Annotated in this window: 18 protein-coding genes and 1 tRNA gene; 15 read left to right on the forward strand and 4 right to left on the reverse strand. The window is 65.6% G+C overall.

Going from position 1 to position 18,351, the window contains the following annotated elements; translation table 11 throughout:
• The first annotated feature begins 354 nt into the window (after nt 1–354).
• Nucleotides 355–1,413: a quinolinate synthase NadA gene (nadA, locus tag FOC67_RS05490; protein WP_009315357.1), complete on the forward strand. Its 1,059-nt coding sequence runs from the start codon at nt 355–357 to the stop codon at nt 1,411–1,413.
• Between the two features lie 108 nt (nt 1,414–1,521).
• Here the strand turns inward: nadA and FOC67_RS05495 are convergent, their stop codons facing one another.
• A complete protein-coding gene (locus FOC67_RS05495; protein WP_003086256.1) occupies nt 1,522–2,955 on the reverse strand; it encodes a M48 family metallopeptidase in 1,434 nt (477 codons plus the stop codon).
• A gap of 162 nt (nt 2,956–3,117) precedes the next feature.
• On the opposite strand from FOC67_RS05495, the gene FOC67_RS05500 reads away from it, so the two are divergent.
• Together FOC67_RS05500 and FOC67_RS05505 are read left to right on the forward strand one after the other, a co-directional pair.
• Nucleotides 3,118–3,369 carry a sulfurtransferase TusA family protein gene (locus tag FOC67_RS05500; protein WP_003086258.1) on the forward strand — a complete coding sequence of 84 codons (252 nt, stop codon included), beginning with the start codon at nt 3,118–3,120 and terminating at the stop codon, nt 3,367–3,369.
• A 33-nt stretch (nt 3,370–3,402) separates the two neighbouring features.
• Nucleotides 3,403–4,476: an AI-2E family transporter gene (locus FOC67_RS05505; protein WP_003108615.1), complete on the forward strand. Its 1,074-nt coding sequence runs from the start codon at nt 3,403–3,405 to the stop codon at nt 4,474–4,476.
• 60 nt (nt 4,477–4,536) lie between these two features.
• Here the strand turns inward: FOC67_RS05505 and FOC67_RS05510 are convergent, their stop codons facing one another.
• Together FOC67_RS05510 and FOC67_RS05515 are read right to left on the reverse strand one after the other, a co-directional pair.
• Entirely contained in the window at nt 4,537–5,010 is a 474-nt protein-coding gene (locus FOC67_RS05510) for a peroxiredoxin (protein WP_009315359.1), read from the reverse strand.
• A gap of 11 nt (nt 5,011–5,021) precedes the next feature.
• Nucleotides 5,022–5,579: a glycine cleavage system protein R gene (locus FOC67_RS05515; RefSeq protein ID WP_003086267.1), complete on the reverse strand. Its 558-nt coding sequence runs from the start codon at nt 5,577–5,579 to the stop codon at nt 5,022–5,024.
• Nucleotides 5,580–5,762: 183 nt separating this feature from the next.
• Here FOC67_RS05515 and dapA point away from each other — a divergent pair, with 183 nt between their 5' ends.
• The 6 genes from dapA to wapB all read left to right on the forward strand — a co-directional run bounded on the left by dapA (nt 5,763) and on the right by wapB (nt 10,811).
• Complete coding sequence (gene dapA, locus FOC67_RS05520) at nt 5,763–6,641, forward strand: 4-hydroxy-tetrahydrodipicolinate synthase (protein WP_003086270.1); 879 nt, start codon at nt 5,763–5,765, stop codon at nt 6,639–6,641.
• 17 nt (nt 6,642–6,658) lie between these two features.
• The gene (gene bamC / locus FOC67_RS05525; RefSeq protein ID WP_003086271.1) at nt 6,659–7,849 is read left to right on the forward strand and encodes an outer membrane protein assembly factor BamC; all 1,191 of its coding nucleotides are present in this window, start codon (nt 6,659–6,661) and stop codon (nt 7,847–7,849) included.
• On the forward strand, nt 7,788–8,546 hold the full coding sequence (locus FOC67_RS05530) for an MBL fold metallo-hydrolase (protein ID WP_009315363.1): 759 nt from the start codon (nt 7,788–7,790) through the stop codon (nt 8,544–8,546). Before bamC ends, FOC67_RS05530 begins: the two co-directional genes overlap by 62 nt.
• 28 nt (nt 8,547–8,574) lie before the next feature.
• Complete coding sequence (gene purC / locus FOC67_RS05535; protein ID WP_009315365.1) at nt 8,575–9,285, forward strand: phosphoribosylaminoimidazolesuccinocarboxamide synthase; 711 nt, start codon at nt 8,575–8,577, stop codon at nt 9,283–9,285.
• 93 nt (nt 9,286–9,378) lie between these two features.
• Nucleotides 9,379–9,468, forward strand: a tRNA-Ser gene (locus FOC67_RS05540).
• Between the two features lie 350 nt (nt 9,469–9,818).
• Entirely contained in the window at nt 9,819–10,811 is a 993-nt protein-coding gene (wapB, locus tag FOC67_RS05545; protein ID WP_073651541.1) for a 1,2-glucosyltransferase WapB, read from the forward strand.
• A 39-nt stretch (nt 10,812–10,850) separates the two neighbouring features.
• Here wapB and FOC67_RS05550 read toward each other — a convergent pair whose 3' ends face one another.
• Nucleotides 10,851–11,651 (reverse strand): IclR family transcriptional regulator, encoded by an 801-nt coding sequence (locus tag FOC67_RS05550; RefSeq protein ID WP_003112543.1) that lies wholly within the window; start codon nt 11,649–11,651, stop codon nt 10,851–10,853.
• Between the two features lie 157 nt (nt 11,652–11,808).
• Between FOC67_RS05550 and FOC67_RS05555 the strand changes: the two genes are divergently transcribed.
• The 6 genes from FOC67_RS05555 to FOC67_RS05580 all read left to right on the forward strand — a co-directional run bounded on the left by FOC67_RS05555 (nt 11,809) and on the right by FOC67_RS05580 (nt 18,318).
• Complete coding sequence (locus tag FOC67_RS05555; RefSeq protein ID WP_003086280.1) at nt 11,809–12,195, forward strand: Zn-ribbon domain-containing OB-fold protein; 387 nt, start codon at nt 11,809–11,811, stop codon at nt 12,193–12,195.
• On the forward strand, nt 12,192–13,343 hold the full coding sequence (locus FOC67_RS05560; protein WP_009315370.1) for a thiolase: 1,152 nt from the start codon (nt 12,192–12,194) through the stop codon (nt 13,341–13,343). The genes FOC67_RS05555 and FOC67_RS05560 overlap by 4 nt, the downstream gene beginning before the upstream one ends.
• Before the next feature lie 109 nt (nt 13,344–13,452).
• Nucleotides 13,453–15,600 carry an acetate--CoA ligase family protein gene (locus tag FOC67_RS05565; protein ID WP_003112541.1) on the forward strand — a complete coding sequence of 716 codons (2,148 nt, stop codon included), beginning with the start codon at nt 13,453–13,455 and terminating at the stop codon, nt 15,598–15,600.
• Nucleotides 15,584–16,450: a MaoC/PaaZ C-terminal domain-containing protein gene (locus FOC67_RS05570; protein WP_003086287.1), complete on the forward strand. Its 867-nt coding sequence runs from the start codon at nt 15,584–15,586 to the stop codon at nt 16,448–16,450. The genes FOC67_RS05565 and FOC67_RS05570 overlap by 17 nt, the downstream gene beginning before the upstream one ends.
• Nucleotides 16,451–16,531: 81 nt before the next feature.
• Nucleotides 16,532–17,887: an MFS transporter gene (locus FOC67_RS05575; RefSeq protein ID WP_003108631.1), complete on the forward strand. Its 1,356-nt coding sequence runs from the start codon at nt 16,532–16,534 to the stop codon at nt 17,885–17,887.
• 23 nt (nt 17,888–17,910) lie between these two features.
• Nucleotides 17,911–18,318 carry a PaaI family thioesterase gene (locus FOC67_RS05580; RefSeq protein WP_003108633.1) on the forward strand — a complete coding sequence of 136 codons (408 nt, stop codon included), beginning with the start codon at nt 17,911–17,913 and terminating at the stop codon, nt 18,316–18,318.
• Nucleotides 18,319–18,351: the final 33 nt, after the last annotated feature.

Genomic DNA, 18,351 nt, shown 5'->3' on the forward strand with positions numbered 1-18,351 from the left:
GGCCTAATACCAAAGTATTAACGCTGGTATGCCGGCATGTCGTGTTCGGTCGTGGAGCGAGCCGAGCTAGGGACGGTTCTAAGAAACGAAAAAATTATGTCGCGTAGGTCTAACGACCGAAACCTATGTCTTTTGTTAGCGTAGCCACCGGCCAGGCCGGTACGGACGCCGGGATGGCCCTGGCGCGACCTATGCGGTTAGAATCCGCGGCCTTGCAGGCGGATACCCCGAGCTTCGCTCGAGGGTGTCGCGGGTGCCGTGCCCGAAACCTGCAATCGTCAGCTCCCGGCGGTCCAGCCTGCCGCCGGGTATAAAATCGAGAGACGCGCTGTTGCGCCTTCAGGTGTAGCGACTATGACGCACATTTCCGAACGACTCCTGGTACAGGCCCACCTGGCCGCCAAGCAACCCCGTGTGTTGAGCGAGCAGGAGAGTGCCGAGCATCGCACGGCGATCGCGGCCGAACTGAAGGCGCAGAACGCGGTACTGGTGGCGCATTACTACTGCGATCCGGTGATCCAGGCGTTGGCCGAGGAGACCGGCGGTTGCGTATCCGATTCGCTGGAGATGGCCCGTTTCGGCAACCAGCATCCGGCGCAGACGGTGGTCGTGGCCGGGGTGCGCTTCATGGGCGAGACGGCGAAGATCCTCAACCCTGAGAAGCGCGTGCTGATGCCGACCCTCGAAGCGACCTGCTCGCTCGACCTGGGCTGCCCGGTGGATGAATTCTCGGCATTCTGCGACCAGCACCCGGAACGGACCGTGGTGGTCTATGCGAACACCTCCGCGGCGGTGAAGGCACGCGCCGACTGGGTCGTGACCTCCAGTTGCGCGGTGGAGATCGTCGAACACCTGATGGACAACGGCGAGCCTATCCTCTGGGCACCGGACCAGCACCTGGGACGCTACATCCAGCGCGAGACGGGGGCCGACATGCTGCTCTGGGACGGCGCCTGCATCGTCCACGAGGAGTTCAAGGCCAAGCAGTTGGAAGACATGAAGGCGCTCTACCCTGACGCCGCCATCCTGGTCCACCCCGAATCGCCGGAAAGCGTGGTCGCGCTGGCCGATGCCGTGGGCTCGACCAGCCAGTTGATCAAGGCCGCGCAGACCCTGCCGAACAAGACCTTCATCGTCGCCACCGATCGCGGCATCTTCTACAAGATGCAGCAGTTGTGCCCGGACAAGGATTTCATCGAGGCCCCCACCGCCGGCAACGGCGCCGCCTGCCGCAGCTGCGCGCACTGCCCGTGGATGGCGATGAACACGCTCGAGCGGACCCTGGCCTGCCTGCGCGAGGGCAGCGGGGAAATCTTCGTCGACCCGGCGTTGATCCCGCGGGCGGTCCGTCCGCTCAAGCGCATGCTCGACTTCACCCAGGCCGCGCGCCTGCGCCAGGCCGGGAACGCCTGATCCTGGCGAGGGCGTCCCGCTGCGTAGGGCGAGTAAGCGCGGTGCGGTTGTTCGCCCAACCCCCTGTTTCGATGAGCTTCGCCGGGTGTTTTTCCTCGGATATGCCGCTCAGCGGAACATTTCCTTGACCATCTTTTCCTGCTGGCGAATTTCCTGCTGGCGAGCGTCGAGTCGCGCAGCCAGTTGGAAGTTGCCGCCAGCGCGGCGCTTGGCGAAATCGAGCTGCTCGATGGCGGCCTGGTAGTCGCCGGTCAGAGACAGGTACTCGGCCCGGGCCTGGTGCACGCCGATGGCGTTGTTGGTCAGGCTGCGCACCTCGGCCAGGCGGTTCCAGACATCCGGGTCCAGCGGCCGCGCCTTGCTCAGGTCGTCGAGGATCTTCTCCGATTCCTGCGGCTTGCTCATCTTCAGCATCAGGTCGGCGCGCACCTGTTTCAGCGGGTAGCTACTGGGGAACTGGGCGAGCATCTTCTTCAACCGCTGGTCGGCATCCGGCAGGCGGTTGGCGGTGATGTCCAGCTCGACCTGGGCCAGGTTGTAGGCGACGTCGTTGGGTGCCTTCGCCAGCAATTGCCTGAGGTTGTCACGGGCATCGTTGAGCTGGCCGATGCGCGTCTGCGAGATGGCCAGTCCGTAGCGCGCGGCATCCAGCTTGGGATTGTCGTTGAGCATGGCGCGGAAGCGCTTGCCGGCCATCCCCGGGGTTTCCTCGAAGAGCAACTGAGTGCGCGCGCGCATCTGCTGGTAGCGCAGGCTGTCTTCCTTGCCGCCCTGGGGATACTGTTCGGCGCGGTTGCGGGTGTCGGCGATACGCGATTCGGTGACCGGGTGGGTGAGGAGGAACTCCGGCGGCTTGCCGTCGTAGCGATACTGCCGCGCCAGGCGCTCGAACATGTTCGGCATCGAGCGCGGATCGTAACCGGCGCGAACCATGTTGGTGACGCCGACGCGGTCGGCTTCCTGCTCGTTCTGCCGGGAAAAGCGCAACTGGTTCTGGATCGCCGCCGCCTGGGTCCCGGCAATCGCCGCGATACCCGCATCCCCTGCGCCGGCGGCCGCGGCGACGATGCCGGCGAGCATCGCTGCCATCACCGGCAGTTGCATGCGCTGCTGTGCCTCGATGCCGCGGGCGAAGTGGCGCTGGATCAGGTGGCCGAGTTCGTGGGCCAGCACCGCGGCATACTCGCCTTCGGTCTGGGCGTTGAGCAGTAGCCCGCCGTTGACCCCGATCACGCCGCCGGGCGCGGCGAAGGCGTTGATCTGTGCGTCGCGGATGAGGATGAAGGCCAGCCGGTGGTCCTGCAGGTCGCTGGTTTCGGCCAGCCGGTAGACGCTGCTTTCGACGAAGTCCTTGAGCTGCGGGTCGGAGATCGCATCGACCTGGTTGCGCAGCATGCTCAGCCAGGCGCGGCCCAGCTGGAACTCCTGCTCCGGCGAAACGATCGAGGAAGATGCGTCGCCCAGGGAGGGCAGATCGTCCGACATGACCGGCGAAGCGAGCATGCAGGCGAGCGTCAACAGGGCAGGGCGCAGTACATTCATGCAGGAGGCTCAGGTTGGCAAAGGCCTTACTTTAGCCGTTGGTTATCGGCACTGCCTAGGTATCTGCCCGAGACCCGAAGCTGTTGGACTTCGAGCGCCGTTTCAACTGGCCAGCGGCGGATAGGCTTGGGTATGCTTGTCGGCCCTTCGGGAGAGGCTGTCATGACGGATAACGATTCATCCCCCCTGGTATGTGACGCGGAGCTGGATGCCAGTGGTCTCAATTGTCCGCTGCCCCTGCTAAAGGCCAAGCTGGAGCTGAACCGCCTGCCCAGCGGCGGGGTGCTCAAGGTGATCGCCACCGATGCCGGGTCGCAGCGAGACTTCCGGGCCTTCGCCCAGCTCGCCGGCCATGAACTGCTGCGCGAAGAGGCCGCCGAAGGCGTCTATCGATACTGGCTGCGCAAGCGTTAGCGGAGCCTTCGCCGTTCCGATTCAGGATTTCCGATGATCAAGGTGTTACGCGACTGGATGCAGCGCTACTTCTCCGACGAGGAGGCAGTGGTGCTGGCGATCATGCTGGTGCTCGGCTTCAGCGTCATCCTCGCCTTCGGCGGGATGCTCGCGCCGGTACTGGCGGCGATGGTGATCGCCTTCCTGATCCAGGGCGTGGTCGGCATGCTGGAACGCTTCCGGGTGCCGCACCTGTTCGCCGTGTGGCTGGTCTACAGCCTGTTCCTCGGCTTGCTGGCGCTGTTCCTGGTGGTCCTGCTGCCGCTGCTCTGGCAGCAATTGTTCACCCTGTTCAACGAACTGCCGCGGATGCTCGGCGAATGGCAGAGCGTGCTGCTGATGCTGCCCGAGCGCTATCCCAGCCTGATCAGCGAGGAGCAGGTGCTCAAGGCCATCGAGACCGCGCGCGGCGAATTCGGCCAGATCGGCCAGTGGGCGCTGACCTCGTCGCTGGCCAGCCTGCCGGTGGTGGTGAACGTCATGATCTACCTGGTGCTGGTGCCGATCCTGGTGTTCTTCTTCCTCAAGGACAAGAAGCGCTTCCATACCTGGTTCCACCGCTACCTGCCGCGCGAGCGCGGGCTGATGAAACAGGTCTGGGCCGAGATGAACCAGCAGATCGCCAATTACATTCGCGGCAAGGTCATCGAGATCGTCATTACCGGCGCGGTGACTTACATCGCCTTCGCCTACCTGGGGCTCAACTACGCAGCGCTGCTGGCCCTGCTGGTCGGCCTGTCGGTGGTGGTGCCGTACATCGGCGCGGTGGTGGTGAGCGTACCGGTGGCGATGATCGCCTTCTTCCAGTGGGGCTGGAGCGACCAGTTCATCTACCTGATGGTGGCCCACGCGATCATCCAGGCGCTGGATGGCAACGTGCTGGTGCCGCTGCTGTTCTCCGAGGCGGTGAACCTGCACCCGGTGGCGATCATCTGCGCGGTGTTGCTGTTCGGCGGGCTCTGGGGCTTCTGGGGCGTGTTCTTCGCGATCCCCCTGGCGACCCTGGTGAAAGCGGTGCTGGATGCCTGGCCCAAGGACCTTCCCGAGACTCCGGCAGCCACGCGATAGCATCGGCCGCATGAAAAATGCAAAAGGCCGCGGATGCGGCCTTTTTTTTCGGGGCGGGGCTCAGGCGCCGTTGAGCGCCTGGGCGGCGGCGAGAACCGCGTCGACATGCCCGGGCACCTTCACGCCGCGCCACTCCTGGCGCAGTACGCCGTCCCTATCGATCAGGAAGGTGCTGCGGTCGACGCCCATGTATTCCTTGCCGTAGAGCTTCTTCAGCTTGATCACGTCGAACAGCTGGCAGACCGCTTCATCCTTGTCGCTGATCAGCTCGAAGGGGAATTCCTGTTTGCACTTGAAGTTCTCGTGGGACTTCAGGCCGTCGCGGGAGATGCCGAAGACCTCGGTATTGGCCTTCTGGAACGCCGCGTACTGGTCGCGGAAGCCCTGGCCCTCGGTGGTGCAACCGGGAGTGCTGTCCTTCGGGTAGAAGTACAGGACGACCTGCTTGCCCTTCAGCGCGGACAGGGTCACCTCCTTGCCGCTGGTTGCGGGGGCGGTGAAGTCGGGTACGGGGTTGTCGATTGCGACCGGCATGGCTCGGCTCCTCAGGGGTGTTGGGGGCGCCAGGGTTCGATCAGGGCATCCAGGTTCAGGGCGTCGGCGAAGTCCAGGAACTGGTCGCGCAGCCAGCTGATCTGGGTGCCGGCGGGCAGTGTCACGGTAATCGTGGCGTTGAGCATGGTGGTGTTGGTGTGCGGCGCCTGGTAGGTGTCGCAGGTCAGGTTCTCCAGCTCGATGTTGTGGTCGATGAAGAACTGGCAGAGTTCGTTGAGGATGTCCGGGCGATACACCGCGCTGACATAGGCCACGTAAGGCAACGCCTGGGCGCGGGTCACGTGGGCGTTGCTGCGGGTCATGCTGAGGGTGATGTCGCCGCGCTTGGTGAGGGCCGGCAGGCTGCCCTCGAGGCGGGCGAGGGCATCCCAGCTTCCGGAGATCTGCAGCACCAGGGCGCTGAACTCTCCGTGGCGGGTCAGGCGGCTGCTGACCACGGCGCAGCGGCTCTCGACGCAGGCGCGGCAGAGCAGGGTGGTCAGCTCCATCGGATTGGGGCCGAGGGCGCTGATCAGAAGGAATTGTTCGCGGGGTTGGCTGGTGGACATTCAACTTTCCTGGAATACGCTGGCGGCACGGGCCGTACCTAAAGCGGGAAGGGTAGCGAAAAGCGCCGCCGAGGGAAACGTCTGCCGCCTGTCAGCGGCTTCCGACGAGGTGGCGCTCGTCTTGTGCAAGGCCTGCCGCCGACAGTACCATTACCGCTTTAATTTCGCGGCAGGAGCGGTTGCATGATTGCGGGCAGTATGGTGGCACTGGTCACCCCCTTCGATGCTCAGGGTCGACTGGACTGGGACAGCCTCGCCAAGCTGGTGGACTTCCACTTGCAGGAAGGCACCAACGCCATCGTCGCCGTCGGCACCACCGGTGAATCGGCCACGCTGGACGTGGAAGAGCACATCCAGGTGATCCGTCGCGTGGTCGACCAGGTCAAGGGCCGCATCCCGGTGATCGCCGGCACCGGCGCCAACTCCACCCGCGAGGCGGTGGCGCTGACCGAGGCCGCGAAAAGCGGCGGCGCCGACGCCTGCCTGCTGGTGACGCCGTACTACAACAAGCCGACCCAGGAAGGCATGTACCAGCACTTCCGCCATATCGCCGAAGCCGTTGCGATCCCGCAGATCCTCTACAACGTGCCCGGGCGTACCTCCTGTGACATGCTTCCGGAGACCGTCGAGCGCCTGTCCAAGGTGCCGAACATCATCGGCATCAAGGAGGCCACCGGCGACCTGCAACGCGCCAAGGAAGTCATCGAGCGCGTCGGCAAGGACTTCCTCGTCTATTCCGGCGACGACGCCACTGCCGTCGAGCTGATGCTGCTGGGTGGCAAGGGCAACATCTCGGTGACCGCCAACGTCGCGCCGCGCGCCATGAGCGACCTGTGCGCCGCCGCCATGCGCGGCGACGCCGCTGCCGCGCGCGCCATCAACGACCGCCTGATGCCGCTGCACAAGGCGTTGTTCATCGAATCCAACCCCATTCCGGTGAAGTGGGCCCTGCATGAGATGGGTCTGATCCCCGAGGGCATCCGCCTGCCCCTGACCTGGCTCAGCCCGCGTTGCCACGAGCCGCTGCGTCAGGCCATGCGCCAGACCGGCGTATTGGCTTGATCAAGGAGCTCCACGCAATGAAGCGACTGGCTGGACTGACCGCCCTCGCCCTGGTTATCGGCAACACTTCCGGCTGCGGCTGGCTGTGGGGGCCGGAGGGCTATTTCCGCGACCGCGGTGACGACTACCTCGGCGCCCGCGAAACGCCTCCCATGCAATTGCCCGAAGGGGTGCACAGCAAGCCGCTCGATCCGCTGCTGCCGATTCCGCTGAACGTCGCCACCACCCACGAAAAAGAGGGTGAGTACGAGGTTCCGCGTCCGCAGCCGCTGGCCAACGCCGGCGACATCAGCGACTACAGCCTGCAGCGCAGCGGTGATAGCCGCTGGGTCGTGGCCCAGCGTCCGCCGGCGGAAGTCTGGCCGGTGGCCCGGCAGTTCTTCGAGGAGAACGGTTTCCGCATCGCCGACGAGCGCCCGCAGACCGGCGAGTTCAGTTCCGACTGGCAATCGCTGTCGCAGCTTTCCGCGCCGCTGGCACGCCGCCTTAGCAGCCGCGTGAGCGGTGTCGAGCCGGACGGCCAGGCACGGGTTCGGGTGCGTATCGAGCCCGGCGTGCAAAGCAATACCAGCGAGGTCTACGTGCTCAGCCAGACCCGCGCCGCCGGTGACACCAGCAGCCCGAGCTGGCCGAGCAAGTCGGTGGCGCCGAGCCTCGACGCGGCGCTGCTCGACGAGATGGTCGCGAGCATGGCGCGCAGCGCCGAGCAGGGCGGCTCGGTCTCCCTGCTGGCAGCCAACTCGATCTACGACACGCCCGGCACCTTCGAGTTGAGCAAGGACGGCAGCGGCAACCCGGTGCTGACCTTGCAATCCGACTTCGACCGCTCCTGGGTCAGCGTCGGGCGTGCCCTGGATAACGCCGATATCCGCGTCGACGACCTCAACCGCAGCCTTGGCGTGTACTACGTGAACATCGCCGAAGGGGCGAAGAAGCCCGACGAAGACAAGCCCGGGTTCTTCAGTCGCCTGTTCGGCGGCGGCGAGAAGACCAAGGAAGAGGAAGACGCCAAGGCGCAGCGCTACCAGGTCCGCCTGACCACCGTCAGCGACGCCGTGCAGGTCACCGTCGACAAGGACATCAACACCTCTGCGCCGGCCGATGTCGCGCAAAACGTACTGGAAAAACTCCAGGAGAGCATGCGCAATGCGGTTCGCGGTTCTGGGCAGCGGAAGCCGGGGCAATTCGGCCTTGGTGAGCAGTTCTGACACCCGGATACTGATCGATTGCGGCTTCCCGCTGCGTGAAATCATCAAGCGTCTGGCGCGCCTGGGGCTGAGTCCCGCGCAGCTGGACGCGATCCTGGTCACGCACGAACACTCCGATCACATCCATGGCGTCGAACTGCTGGCGCGGCATTACCAAATCCCGGTCTATCTCAGTGCGGGTACCCTGAGCGGCATGCGCCGCCCGGTGCACCCCGCCGAGCTGTTGAGGGCCGGCCAGCGCCTGGCGATCCGCGGGCTGGAAGTGCAGGTGGTTGGCGTCTCGCACGACGCCCGCGAACCTACCCAGTTCGTGCTGTCCGACGGACAGCGGCGCTTCGGCATGCTCACCGATCTGGGAATGGCCACGGCCGAGGTGCTGGAGTGCTATCGTGCGGTGGATGCTCTGGTGGTCGAGGCCAACCACGACAGCACGATGCTTGCCGGTGGCCCGTATCCCTATTTTCTCAAGGCCCGCGTAGGCGGTTCGCGAGGGCACTTGAACAACCATCAGTCCGCAGAACTGGTGAAGCAGCTGGATTGGGGTCACATGCAGCACCTGGTGCTGGCCCATCTCAGCGAAAAGAACAACTCGCCGCAGCTGGCCCGGCAAACCTTCGTCGACACCCTGGGGTGCGATCCGGGCTGGCTGCAGGTGGCCGATCAGCATTCAGGCCTGGATTGGCGCGAGATCGCCTAGGCCCTATTACCCGTAAGCGGAGCCCATCATGGAAAAACGCGAAGAACTCTACCGCGGCAAAGCCAAGTCGGTTTACCAGACCGACGATGCCGATCGTCTCATCCTGCTGTTCCGCAACGACACCTCCGCCTTCGACGGCAAGCGCATCGAACAGCTCGATCGCAAGGGCGCGGTGAACAACAAGTTCAACGCCTTCATCATGCAGAAGCTGGAAGCTGCCGGCATTCCGACCCAGTTCGACAAGCTGCTGTCGGATACCGAGTGCCTGGTGAAGAAGCTCGACATGATCCCGGTCGAGTGCGTGGTGCGCAATTTTGCCGCCGGCAGCCTGGTGCGTCGCCTCGGCGTGGAAGAGGGCATCGCCCTGACTCCTCCCACCTTCGAGTTGTTCCTGAAGAACGACGCCCTGGGCGATCCGTTCATCAACGAATCCCACGTCCAGGCCTTCGGCTGGGCCACTCCCGAGCAGCTGGCGCAGATGAAGACCTATTCCTTCAAGGTCAATGAAGTGCTGAGCAAGCTGTTCGACGACGCCGGTCTGCTGCTGGTGGACTTCAAGCTGGAGTTCGGCCTGTTCCATGGCCAGATCGTCCTCGGCGATGAGTTCAGCCCGGACGGCTGCCGTCTGTGGGACAAGGAAACCCGCAAGAAGATGGACAAGGACCGCTTCCGCCAGGGCCTCGGCGATGTGATCGAAGCCTACGAAGAGGTAGCCAAGCGCCTGGGCGTGCCGCTTTAACCTCCGAACGCGCGCAACCATCTGAAAGAACGCGAAAAAATCTTCGAGAAAGCTTCGCGTTCTTCGTACAAGCTGGTATCATGCGCGCCGCACGGAGAGATGCCGGAGTGGTCGAACGGGACGGATTCGAAATCCGTTGAGTCAGCAATGGCTCCTAGGGTTCAAATCCCTATCTCTCCGCCATTACATATGAGCAAAGCCCCTGGAATGCCTGGCGTTCCGGGGGCTTTGTCTTTTCTGGCGAGCGTTCGGGCATCCCCTCTGCCGGGCGGGCGAAAAAGCCGTGCCATGGTTTCGGGTGCCGGCCAGGTCGTGCAGCTTTCCTAGGAATGCTGCGGGCTCTTCCTTGGTTCTGCCCTTCCTTCTCCTCTGGGTGGTCGTCCCGCTCTGCCTGGGTTTCGTGGGTGCGCTGAGCGCGCATTTCTCCACCGCTTCCGATTTTCTGTCCTTCGGGCGCCGGGTCGGGCGACCTGCCGGTTTCGATGGTCGGTGCGGTTCTTCTTAGTATCCCGGCGCTTGAAGGCGCCGCGGATGTGTGGCCGAGCTGCATGGCACGGTTTCCCTCCGGCGGACAGCCAGGATATCGGTTTGTGCCGAGTCCCGGAGACGGGGCTGGGGAGGAAGAAATGCGTCCGCTCGTTTCCGTCGTTTGCGCCTGTTTCAATATCTCGAAGTATCTGCACGAGGCGATCGCCAGCATCTACGCGCAGGGCTATCCCAATCTCGAGTTGATCGTGGTGGATGACGGATCCACGGACGACACCTATGAGCGTCTCGCCATGCTCCGCGAGCGTCACGGTTTCCAGCTCTACCGCCAGGCTAACCGAGGGGTGAGCGACGCGCTCAATCACGGTTTGCGTCATGCGCGGGGCGAGTTCGTGATGACTCCTGACCTGGACGACATTCTCCTGCCTGGAGCGCTCGACACGCGCGTCGACTACTTGCTTGCGCACCCCGAGGTCGGGTGCGTGGGCGGTTTCAATATCTGTATCGACAGTGCCGGTAACGAAGTGGCGCGAGACGGTTTCAGCGAGGGGTGTGTGGAACGTTGGGGGTTCGATGCAGCATTGGCCGAGACCCTGGTGGTCATGCCGCTGACGGCGCTCTACCGCATGGAAGCGATGAAGCGGGCGGATTTCTTCGACCCGTCGATTCGCGTGCAGGATTTCCAGATCACCCTAAGGATCGCGGCGCAGGGCTATGAAATTCATCGACTGCCGGCCTACATGGGGCGTTATCGCCGGCATGGAAGCGGTCTGTCCGGCAGGTACAAGCTCAATTACGAGGCGGATATGCAAGCCATCGAGCCTTATCGGGCTCACCCGAATTATCGCCGGGCCCGGCAACTGATCCTGAACAAGGCGCTGAAGAAGGCTGTTGTCCAGGATGGGCGATATGCCTGGCAGTTGTTCCGCTCGGTGCCGCTGAGGGCGTGGGACCGGGTGACGCTGAAGCGATTCTGGCGCTTTCTCCGTTATCTGCCGGTCCTCGGGTTGAAAGGTGGTACCGGCGTCGAGGGTCGATGACGGCTGGCCGGCTAATCTTTCAGTGGGTTGAATATCATTTCAGGATTTCTCCTTCAGTGCCTCGCCCTGGGGAAATAGCGCGCGGCTCACGAAGCGCGCGGTATCCCGCAGGCTGGTGCCGATCCGTTCCAGGTCGTCGGGCTGGTGCTGGGCGCTGATGCCGATCGCGGAGATGGCGAAGCGCGGTTGTCCGTCGCGGTCGGTGATGGCGCTGGCGACCATGCTCACGCCGCGGTAGAGGTGTTCCTGGTCGATAGCCCAGCCGCGCTCGACGGCCTCGGTCGCTTCGGCCTGGTAGCGCTCGAAGCTCGGCGGATTTTCCCAGCGCACGCGGGTCAGTCGGCGGCGCAGTTCGTCCTCCGGCAGTTCGCGCAGGCCGGCAATGCAACGCCCGGCGGCGCCGACCAGTTCCGGCAGGCGCGTGCCGACGGCGACGTTGACGTGGGCGACGGGCGGTGCGGCAAGGGCGATGACGCGGATGTGCGCATCGTCGGTGACTTGCCACAGGGCGATGAGGATGTGGTGGGCAAGGCTCAGTCGCTCCAGCTCTGGCTGGATCAGGTCGGCATAGCTGCGTCCGACGAATCCTACGGCAAGTTCCGACAGGCCAAGGCCCAGTTGGTAGGTCTTGCCCGCATCGTCGAAGGAGGTCAGCCGTTCGTTGCTCAGGGTGCGCAGGATATTGAAGGCGCTGCTCGGGCTGATGCCGGTGGCGCGAGCGATGGCGGCCACGCCTTGCGGTCCGTCGGCGTGGGCCAGGTGGCGAAGTATCTGAATGGCGTTCACTACCGCGCCGACATCTTTGCTGCTGGTGCCTTTGGTTGTGGCGTCCTTGGTCATTTTTCCTCTTTTCGTTCAGTATTGTGATTGACATTCACTATAGTGAATATATTCTGGCCTTCCGGAACGTACAACCGGGGGCGGAAGCAGTATCCGGTTCGGCGTCCAGCGCGATGCACTTTGCAGCAAAGGTCGACAAGAACAAAGGAGAAACCTCGTGGCAGATCTTCCCGATGGCAGTACTCCGGGACCTGAGGCGCAGTACCTTGCGTTTCTCGCCCAGGGCCGTTTCATGTTGCAGCGCAGCCGTTCCAGCGGTCGCCATGTGTTCTACCCGCGCCAGTTGGTGCCGGGTAGCGGCGAGACTGATCTCGAGTGGGTTCCCGCCAGCGGCCTGGGTACGCTCTACGCGATCACTGTCAATCGCTCCCGCGGCGGCAATCACAATGTCGCGCTGGTCGACCTGGACGAGGGCGTGCGCATGATGTCGCGGATCGACGGGCACCAGAGCCTGCCGATCGGCACCCGTGTGCAGGCGCGCATCGTCGAGCAGGATGGTGCCAATGTCGTGGTGTTCGTTCCCCACCAGGAGGGACGACCATGAGCGCGGCCATCCGTGGCAAGACCGCCATCGTCGGCATCGGTAGCGCCGGCGTCGGCGAGGTGCCGGGCTACAGCGCCATCGAACTGCTCGGCCAGGCGTCGCTCAAGGCCATTGCCGATGCCGGCCTGAAGCTTTCCGACATCGACGCGATCTTCGCCGCCACCAGCTCCCATGCCTTTCCCACCTTGTCGGTCGCCGAATACCTCGGCATCCGCCCAAAATTCGTGGATGGCACCAATATTGGCGGCTCCAGTTTCGAGCTGCACCTGCTGCAGGCCACTTTGGCACTGGAGGCCGGTCTCTGCGACGCTGCGCTGATCTGCTACGGCTCCAACCAGCGAACCGCCGGCGGCCGCCTGGTATCGATGAGCGAGCCACAATGGCACGAGACGCCCTACAAGCCGCGCCACCCGATCACCGCCTATGCCCTGGCGGCCAGCCGGCACATGCACCAGTACGGCACCACACGCGAGCAGCTCGCCGAGGTGGCGGTCTCTGCCCGGCAATGGGCCAACCTGAATCCCGAGGCGTTCGCCCGCGGACCGTTGAGCGTCGATGACGTCCTTGCCGCGCGGATGGTCAGCGACCCGCTGAGCGCCGCCGACTGCTGCCTGGTCACCGACGGCGGCGGCGCCTGCGTGGTAGTGCGCGCCGAGCGCGCCCGCGACTTGCCCAATGCGCCGGTGTACTTCCTTGGCGCGGCCGGAGCGCAGTGGCATCGCTCGATCGTGTCGATGCCCGACCTCACCGTGACGGCGGCCTCGGAAAGCGCTCCGCGAGCCATGCAGATGGCCGGTGTGCGGCACGCCGACATCGACCTGGTGATGCTCTACGACGCCTTTACCATCAACACCCTGCTGTTCCTCGAGGACCTGGGTTTCTGCGCCAAGGGCGAGGGCGGCCCATTCGTCCAGGGCGGACGCATCGCGCCCGGCGGCGAGCTGGCGGTGAACACCAACGGTGGCGGGCTGTCCTGCGTGCATCCGGGGATGTACGGGATGTTCCTGATCATCGAGGCGGTGACCCAGCTCCGCCGCCAGGCCGGCGAGCGGCAGTTGGCCAAGGCCGACGTGGCGTTGCTGCACGGCAACGGCGGCACGCTGTCCAGCCAGGTAACCGCGTTGCTCGGCACCGGCGACACGCTCTAGACCCCTGGCCGACAGGCCTTCCGGGCGCTGCCGTGGCGGCGTCCCGCGGGCGCGCTCGCCCGCGAGAAGGTTGTCGTGCCGGCCACAGACAAACGGATCAGGTGAACCCATGTCAGCGAACCACTCGCAACAGCTCATCGACGCTCCCCGTTTCGCCAGTCTTACTCCATTGATCGAACCACGCTCGGTCGCGGTGATCGGCGCTTCCAGCGACCCGACCCGCATCGGTGGCCGTCCCATCGCCTACATGCTGCGCCATGGCTATGCCGGGCAAATCCTCCCGGTCAATCCGAATCGTGCTGAAATCCAGGGGCTGCCGGCCTTCGCCAGCGTTGCGGAGCTGCCGCAGGCACCGGACGTGGCCATTGTCGCGGTGCCTGCGCCTCAGGTGCTGGAGACCGTCCGGGCGCTGGGCCGCCAGGGGGCGCGCAGTGCCATCGTGTTCTCTTCCGGATTCAGCGAGGTCGGCGAGGCCGGCGCGGCGATGCAGGATGCGGTGGTAGCCGCTGCCCGCGAGCACGGTATGCGCCTGCTCGGTCCGAATGCGCTCGGCGCGTTCAACAGTAACCTGGGTTATTACGCGTTCTTCTCCACCAGCCTGGAACGTGGCGTACCGCTGCCCGGCCGGGTAGGCATCGCCACCCAGTCCGGTGCCTACGGCGCGCACCTGCTCGGCATGGCGCGCCAGCGGCGCCTGGGAACCCCTATCTGCGTGGCCACCGGTAACGAGGCCGACGTCACCCTGGGCGACAGCATCGGCTGGCTGGTGGAGTCGCCGGAGATCGACGTGGTGATGGCCTACGCCGAATCCATCCGCAACGTCGACAGCTTCCTCGCCGCCCTGGAGGCAGCGCATCGCGCCGGCAAGCCGGTGATCCTGCACAAGGTCGGGCGCAGCGCCCTGGGTAGCCGCGCGGCGCTGTCCCACACCGCTTCGCTGGCCGGCGACGACAAGGTGCTGGACGCCGTGCTGGGCGACTATGCGGTGATCCGCGCCAGGACCACCGAGGAACTGATGGACATCGCCTACCTCGCCACCCGGCGTATCTATCCGGTGGGCAACAGCCTCGGCATGATCACCGTCAGCGGCGGCGCCGGGATCATCGTCAGCGATGTCGCCGAGGAAGTCGGCCTGCCGATGCCGCCGATGCCGGACATGGCCCAGGAGCGGCTGAAGGCACGGCTGTCCTTCGCTTCGCCGATCAACCCGGTGGACTGCACCGCGCAGGCCCTGAACGACCTGACGCTGGTGCGCGACTTTACCGAGTCGATGGTGGTCGACGGTGGCTACCGTTCGCTGCTCGCCTTCTTCACCCAGGCCGGCACCGCCGCCTCCATCGGCGCGCGTCTGGCCGAGCAGTTCCGGCGGATCAAGGAGGCTCATCCCGAGCGTCTGTTCGTGGTCTCGGTGATGGGCGAGGGGGAGGAGCTGGCACCCTACGAGGAGGCCGGCTTCGCACTGTTCGAAGACCCCACCCGGGCGGTAGTGGCGATCCAGGCCATGGGGCGGCTCGGCGAAGCCTTCGCCCGGCCGTTGCGCCTGCGCCGGCCTGCCGGCGGGCTACAGTTGCCCGCCTCCACGCCCGGCGAAGCCGAGGCCAAGCGCCTGCTGGCGCGCGCCGGTATCGAGTCCGCCGCCGAGGCGGTGCTGGGCAGTGCCGAAGAGGCGGTTGCCTTCGCCGAGGGCATCGGATACCCGGTGGTGCTGAAGCTCGCCTCGGCGGACATCCAGCACAAGTCGGAAATCGGCGGCGTGCTGCTTGGCGTAAGCGATGCGGACGCGGTACGCGCCGGTTTCCAACTGCTCCTGCGCCGGGCCGCCGAGAAGGCGCCGCAGGCGCGTCTCGATGGCGTCCTGGTGGCGCGCCAACTGCAGGGCGGGGTGGAGTGCTTCATGGGGATCCAGCGCGATCCGCTGTTCGGCCCGGTGGCGTTGTTCGGCCTGGGCGGGATCTTCGTCGAAGTGCTGCAGGACGTGGTGTTCCGCCGCTGCCCGTTCGAGGTCGACGAAGCCGAGGCGATGATCCGTAGCATCAGAGGCGCGCCGCTCCTGTTCGGCGCGCGTGGCCGGCCGCGGGCCGACGTCGCGGCGCTGGCACGGCTGCTGTCGAATCTCTCGCGGTTCGCCTGGGAGGCGGGAGAGCGCTTGCGCTCGGTGGACCTCAACCCGGTCATCGCCTTGCCGGAGGGCCAGGGCGCCTGGGCGGTGGATGCGGTGTTGGAAGTCGAGGAGGTGGCCGATGGCGCTCGATCCTGAGGTACTCCTGAACTACCCGATCCCCGAAGTACGCCAGCGCTACAGCCGGCGCGACAGCGCCTTCTACGCATTGACCCTCGGTCTGGGCGGCGACCCGCTGGACGAGCGCCAACTGGTCTACGTCGATCCGTGCCGCGATCTCCAGGCATTGCCGTGCATGGCCCTGGTGCTCGGTCATCCGGGCTTCTGGCTGGGCAATCCGGCGACTGGCGTGGACGCGCTGCGCCTGGTTCACGGCGAGCAGCGCCTGGAGTGGCGGCGGCCGTTGCCGGCGGAAGGCGAGGTGATCGGTCGGACCCGGGTCACCGGTCTGGTAGACAAGGGCGCCGACAAGGGCGCGCTGCTCTACAGCGAGAAGGTGCTCAGCGACGCGCTCAGCGGCGAGGTGCTGGCTGTCGCCCGCAGCACCACCTTCCTTCGTGGCGACGGCGGCTTCGGTGGTTCCCGGCAGGTGCCGGAAATGCCGCATCGCTTGCCTGAACGGACGCCCGACCTGCGACTCGACCTGCCGACCCGTCCGGAGCAGGCCCTGTACTACCGCCTCAACGGCGACGACAACCCGCTCCACGCGGAGCCCGCGGCAGCGCTGCGGGCCGGCTTCCCGCGGCCGATCCTGCATGGCCTGTGCACCCTCGGCGTGGCATTCCACGCGGTGTTGCGCGGGCTCGCCGACTACCGCGCGGAGCAACTGGGACATCTGCAGGTGCGTTTCTCGGCTCCGGTGTTTCCCGGCGAGACCTTGCGTACCGAGATGTGGAGCGACGGCTCGTTCCGCACTCGCGTCGTCGAGCGCGATGTGGTGGTGCTGGACAACGGCCGGGTAGGTCCGCCGCCAGAGCGGCCGGACTGAAGCGAAGGGCGGTGGCGCGAGGGAACGACCGTCGGGCTGCCGTGAAGATCAACCGAAATCCTGCTTGCGAGAACAAGAATAATGAATGCAACCGCGCTTTCCCCGAACCCGGCGCCGGCCATCTCCCGGCGCACCATGCTGATCGCCTTCGTCTTCTGCTTCCTCGGCCTGCTCGCCGACGGCGTCGACCTGATGTTCCTGGCCTACAGCCTCAACAGCCTGAAGGCCGAATTCGGCCTGAGCAACTTCGAAGCCGGCTCCCTCGGCAGCCTGACTCTCGCCGGCATGGCCGTCGGCGGTATCTATGGCGGCTGGTGCTGCGACCGCTTCGGCCGGGTGCGAGTGGTGACCTGGACCATCGTGCTGTTCTCCATCGGTACCGCGTTGCTGGGGCTGACCCAGAACTACTGGCAGTTCGCGCTGATCCGCTTCGTCGCCTCGCTCGGCCTCGGCTCGCTGTTCGTCGCCTGCAACATCCTGATGTCCGAGTGCGTCGGAACCAAGTACCGCACCACCATCCTCGCCGCCATGCAGGCCGGCTGGACCGTGGGCTACCTGGTGGCGACCCTGCTGGCGGGGCAGATCATCCCCGAGTTCGGCTGGCGCACCTTGTTCTTCACCGCCGTGGCGCCGGCGCTGGTCTGCCTGGCCCTGCGGCCCTGGGTGCCGGAGTCGCCGTCCTGGCTCGCGGCCCAGGCCGGGCGCCAGCGTCCCGGCGCGGCTCCGCAGAGCCACGCCGAGGCTGGCGGCGCCGGCCCGCTGGGACGGATGCTGGGCGATCCGGAAACGCGCGGCATGTTCCTGCTCTGGAGCCTCACCTCCTGCTTCCTGCTGTTCGGCTACTACGGCACCAACAACTGGATGCCGTCCTACCTGGAGAGCGAGTTGGGGATGAACTTCAAGTCGATGACCGGCTACATGGTCGGCACCTACAGCGCGATGATCCTCGGCAAGGTCGCCGCCGGTGTCTGCGCCGATCTCTTCGGCCGGCGCCTGACCTTCGCCGCCGGGGCCATCGGCAGCGCCGCCTTCATGCCGTTGATCGTGTTCTACCACTCGCCCTCCAACATCCTCTGGATCCTCATCACCTTCGGCTTCATCTACGGCGTTCCGGTCGGGGTGCTGGCCACCTACATGACCGAGAGCTTCTCCACCCGCGTCCGCGGCTCGGCGGTGGGCACCGCCTACAACCTGGGTCGTATCGGCGCGGCGGTGGCGCCCGCCGGCATCGGCCTGCTGGCCACCCACGTGTCGATCGGCGCGGGTTTCCTGGTGATGGGCATCACCTACGTGCTCACCGGACTGATCCCGGCGCTGTTCATTGCGGACCGGCTCTACGACCCGAACCGCGAGTCCCGCGATGCCGAGAGCGCTTCCCGACGGCAAGCGCCGGGCAGTGCCGTGGATACCGCCGAGCGGCGCGCGGCCAAGGCCTGATCCTGCGGAAGGAGTGCACATCCATGAGTTCTTTTCCACGACAGCCAGCGGCGGAGCAGCGGCCCGCCAGCTTCCAGGAGTTCATCGGCCTCGAGCGCTGGACCGATGCCGACGGGATGGCGCGGGTGCGCCTGGGGCATCGCCCGGAACTGATGAACTACCTGCAACAGTTCCACGGCGGGGTGTTGATGTCGGTGCTGGACGCCGCCATGGCCCAGGCGATCCGTGCCTGCCTGCCGGACTGCTCGATGGTGACCATCGACATGGCTACCCACTTCATGGGTAGCGCCCGCGGCGAGCTTCGTGCGGTTGGCAGGGTGGTGCGACGGACCCGCACGATCTGCTTCTGCACGGCGGAAATCTGCAACGAGGACGGCGAGGTCATCGCCATGGCCTCGGGCAGCTTCAGGTACCGCGCGGCTAAGCCGTAGCGGAGTTCCGGCGGCGCGGCAGCGGAGCCATCC

The organism is Pseudomonas sp. FDAARGOS_761, from assembly GCF_013343155.1.
GTDB lineage: Bacteria > Pseudomonadota > Gammaproteobacteria > Pseudomonadales > Pseudomonadaceae > Pseudomonas > Pseudomonas aeruginosa.

Excerpts from the sequence above, each read along its gene's own strand:
- nadA (WP_009315357.1), top strand. The coding sequence starts at position 355 with ATGACGCACATTTCCGAACGACTCCTGGTACAGGCCCACCTGGCCGCC.
- FOC67_RS05495 (WP_003086256.1), bottom strand. The coding sequence starts at position 2,955 with ATGAATGTACTGCGCCCTGCCCTGTTGACGCTCGCCTGCATGCTCGCT.
- FOC67_RS05500 (WP_003086258.1), top strand. The coding sequence starts at position 3,118 with ATGACGGATAACGATTCATCCCCCCTGGTATGTGACGCGGAGCTGGAT.
- FOC67_RS05505 (WP_003108615.1), top strand. The coding sequence starts at position 3,403 with ATGATCAAGGTGTTACGCGACTGGATGCAGCGCTACTTCTCCGACGAG.
- FOC67_RS05510 (WP_009315359.1), bottom strand. The coding sequence starts at position 5,010 with ATGCCGGTCGCAATCGACAACCCCGTACCCGACTTCACCGCCCCCGCA.
- FOC67_RS05515 (WP_003086267.1), bottom strand. The coding sequence starts at position 5,579 with ATGTCCACCAGCCAACCCCGCGAACAATTCCTTCTGATCAGCGCCCTC.
- dapA (WP_003086270.1), top strand. The coding sequence starts at position 5,763 with ATGATTGCGGGCAGTATGGTGGCACTGGTCACCCCCTTCGATGCTCAG.
- bamC (WP_003086271.1), top strand. The coding sequence starts at position 6,659 with ATGAAGCGACTGGCTGGACTGACCGCCCTCGCCCTGGTTATCGGCAAC.
- FOC67_RS05530 (WP_009315363.1), top strand. The coding sequence starts at position 7,788 with ATGCGGTTCGCGGTTCTGGGCAGCGGAAGCCGGGGCAATTCGGCCTTG.
- purC (WP_009315365.1), top strand. The coding sequence starts at position 8,575 with ATGGAAAAACGCGAAGAACTCTACCGCGGCAAAGCCAAGTCGGTTTAC.
- FOC67_RS05550 (WP_003112543.1), bottom strand. The coding sequence starts at position 11,651 with ATGACCAAGGACGCCACAACCAAAGGCACCAGCAGCAAAGATGTCGGC.
- FOC67_RS05560 (WP_009315370.1), top strand. The coding sequence starts at position 12,192 with ATGAGCGCGGCCATCCGTGGCAAGACCGCCATCGTCGGCATCGGTAGC.
- FOC67_RS05565 (WP_003112541.1), top strand. The coding sequence starts at position 13,453 with ATGTCAGCGAACCACTCGCAACAGCTCATCGACGCTCCCCGTTTCGCC.
- FOC67_RS05570 (WP_003086287.1), top strand. The coding sequence starts at position 15,584 with ATGGCGCTCGATCCTGAGGTACTCCTGAACTACCCGATCCCCGAAGTA.
- FOC67_RS05575 (WP_003108631.1), top strand. The coding sequence starts at position 16,532 with ATGAATGCAACCGCGCTTTCCCCGAACCCGGCGCCGGCCATCTCCCGG.
- FOC67_RS05580 (WP_003108633.1), top strand. The coding sequence starts at position 17,911 with ATGAGTTCTTTTCCACGACAGCCAGCGGCGGAGCAGCGGCCCGCCAGC.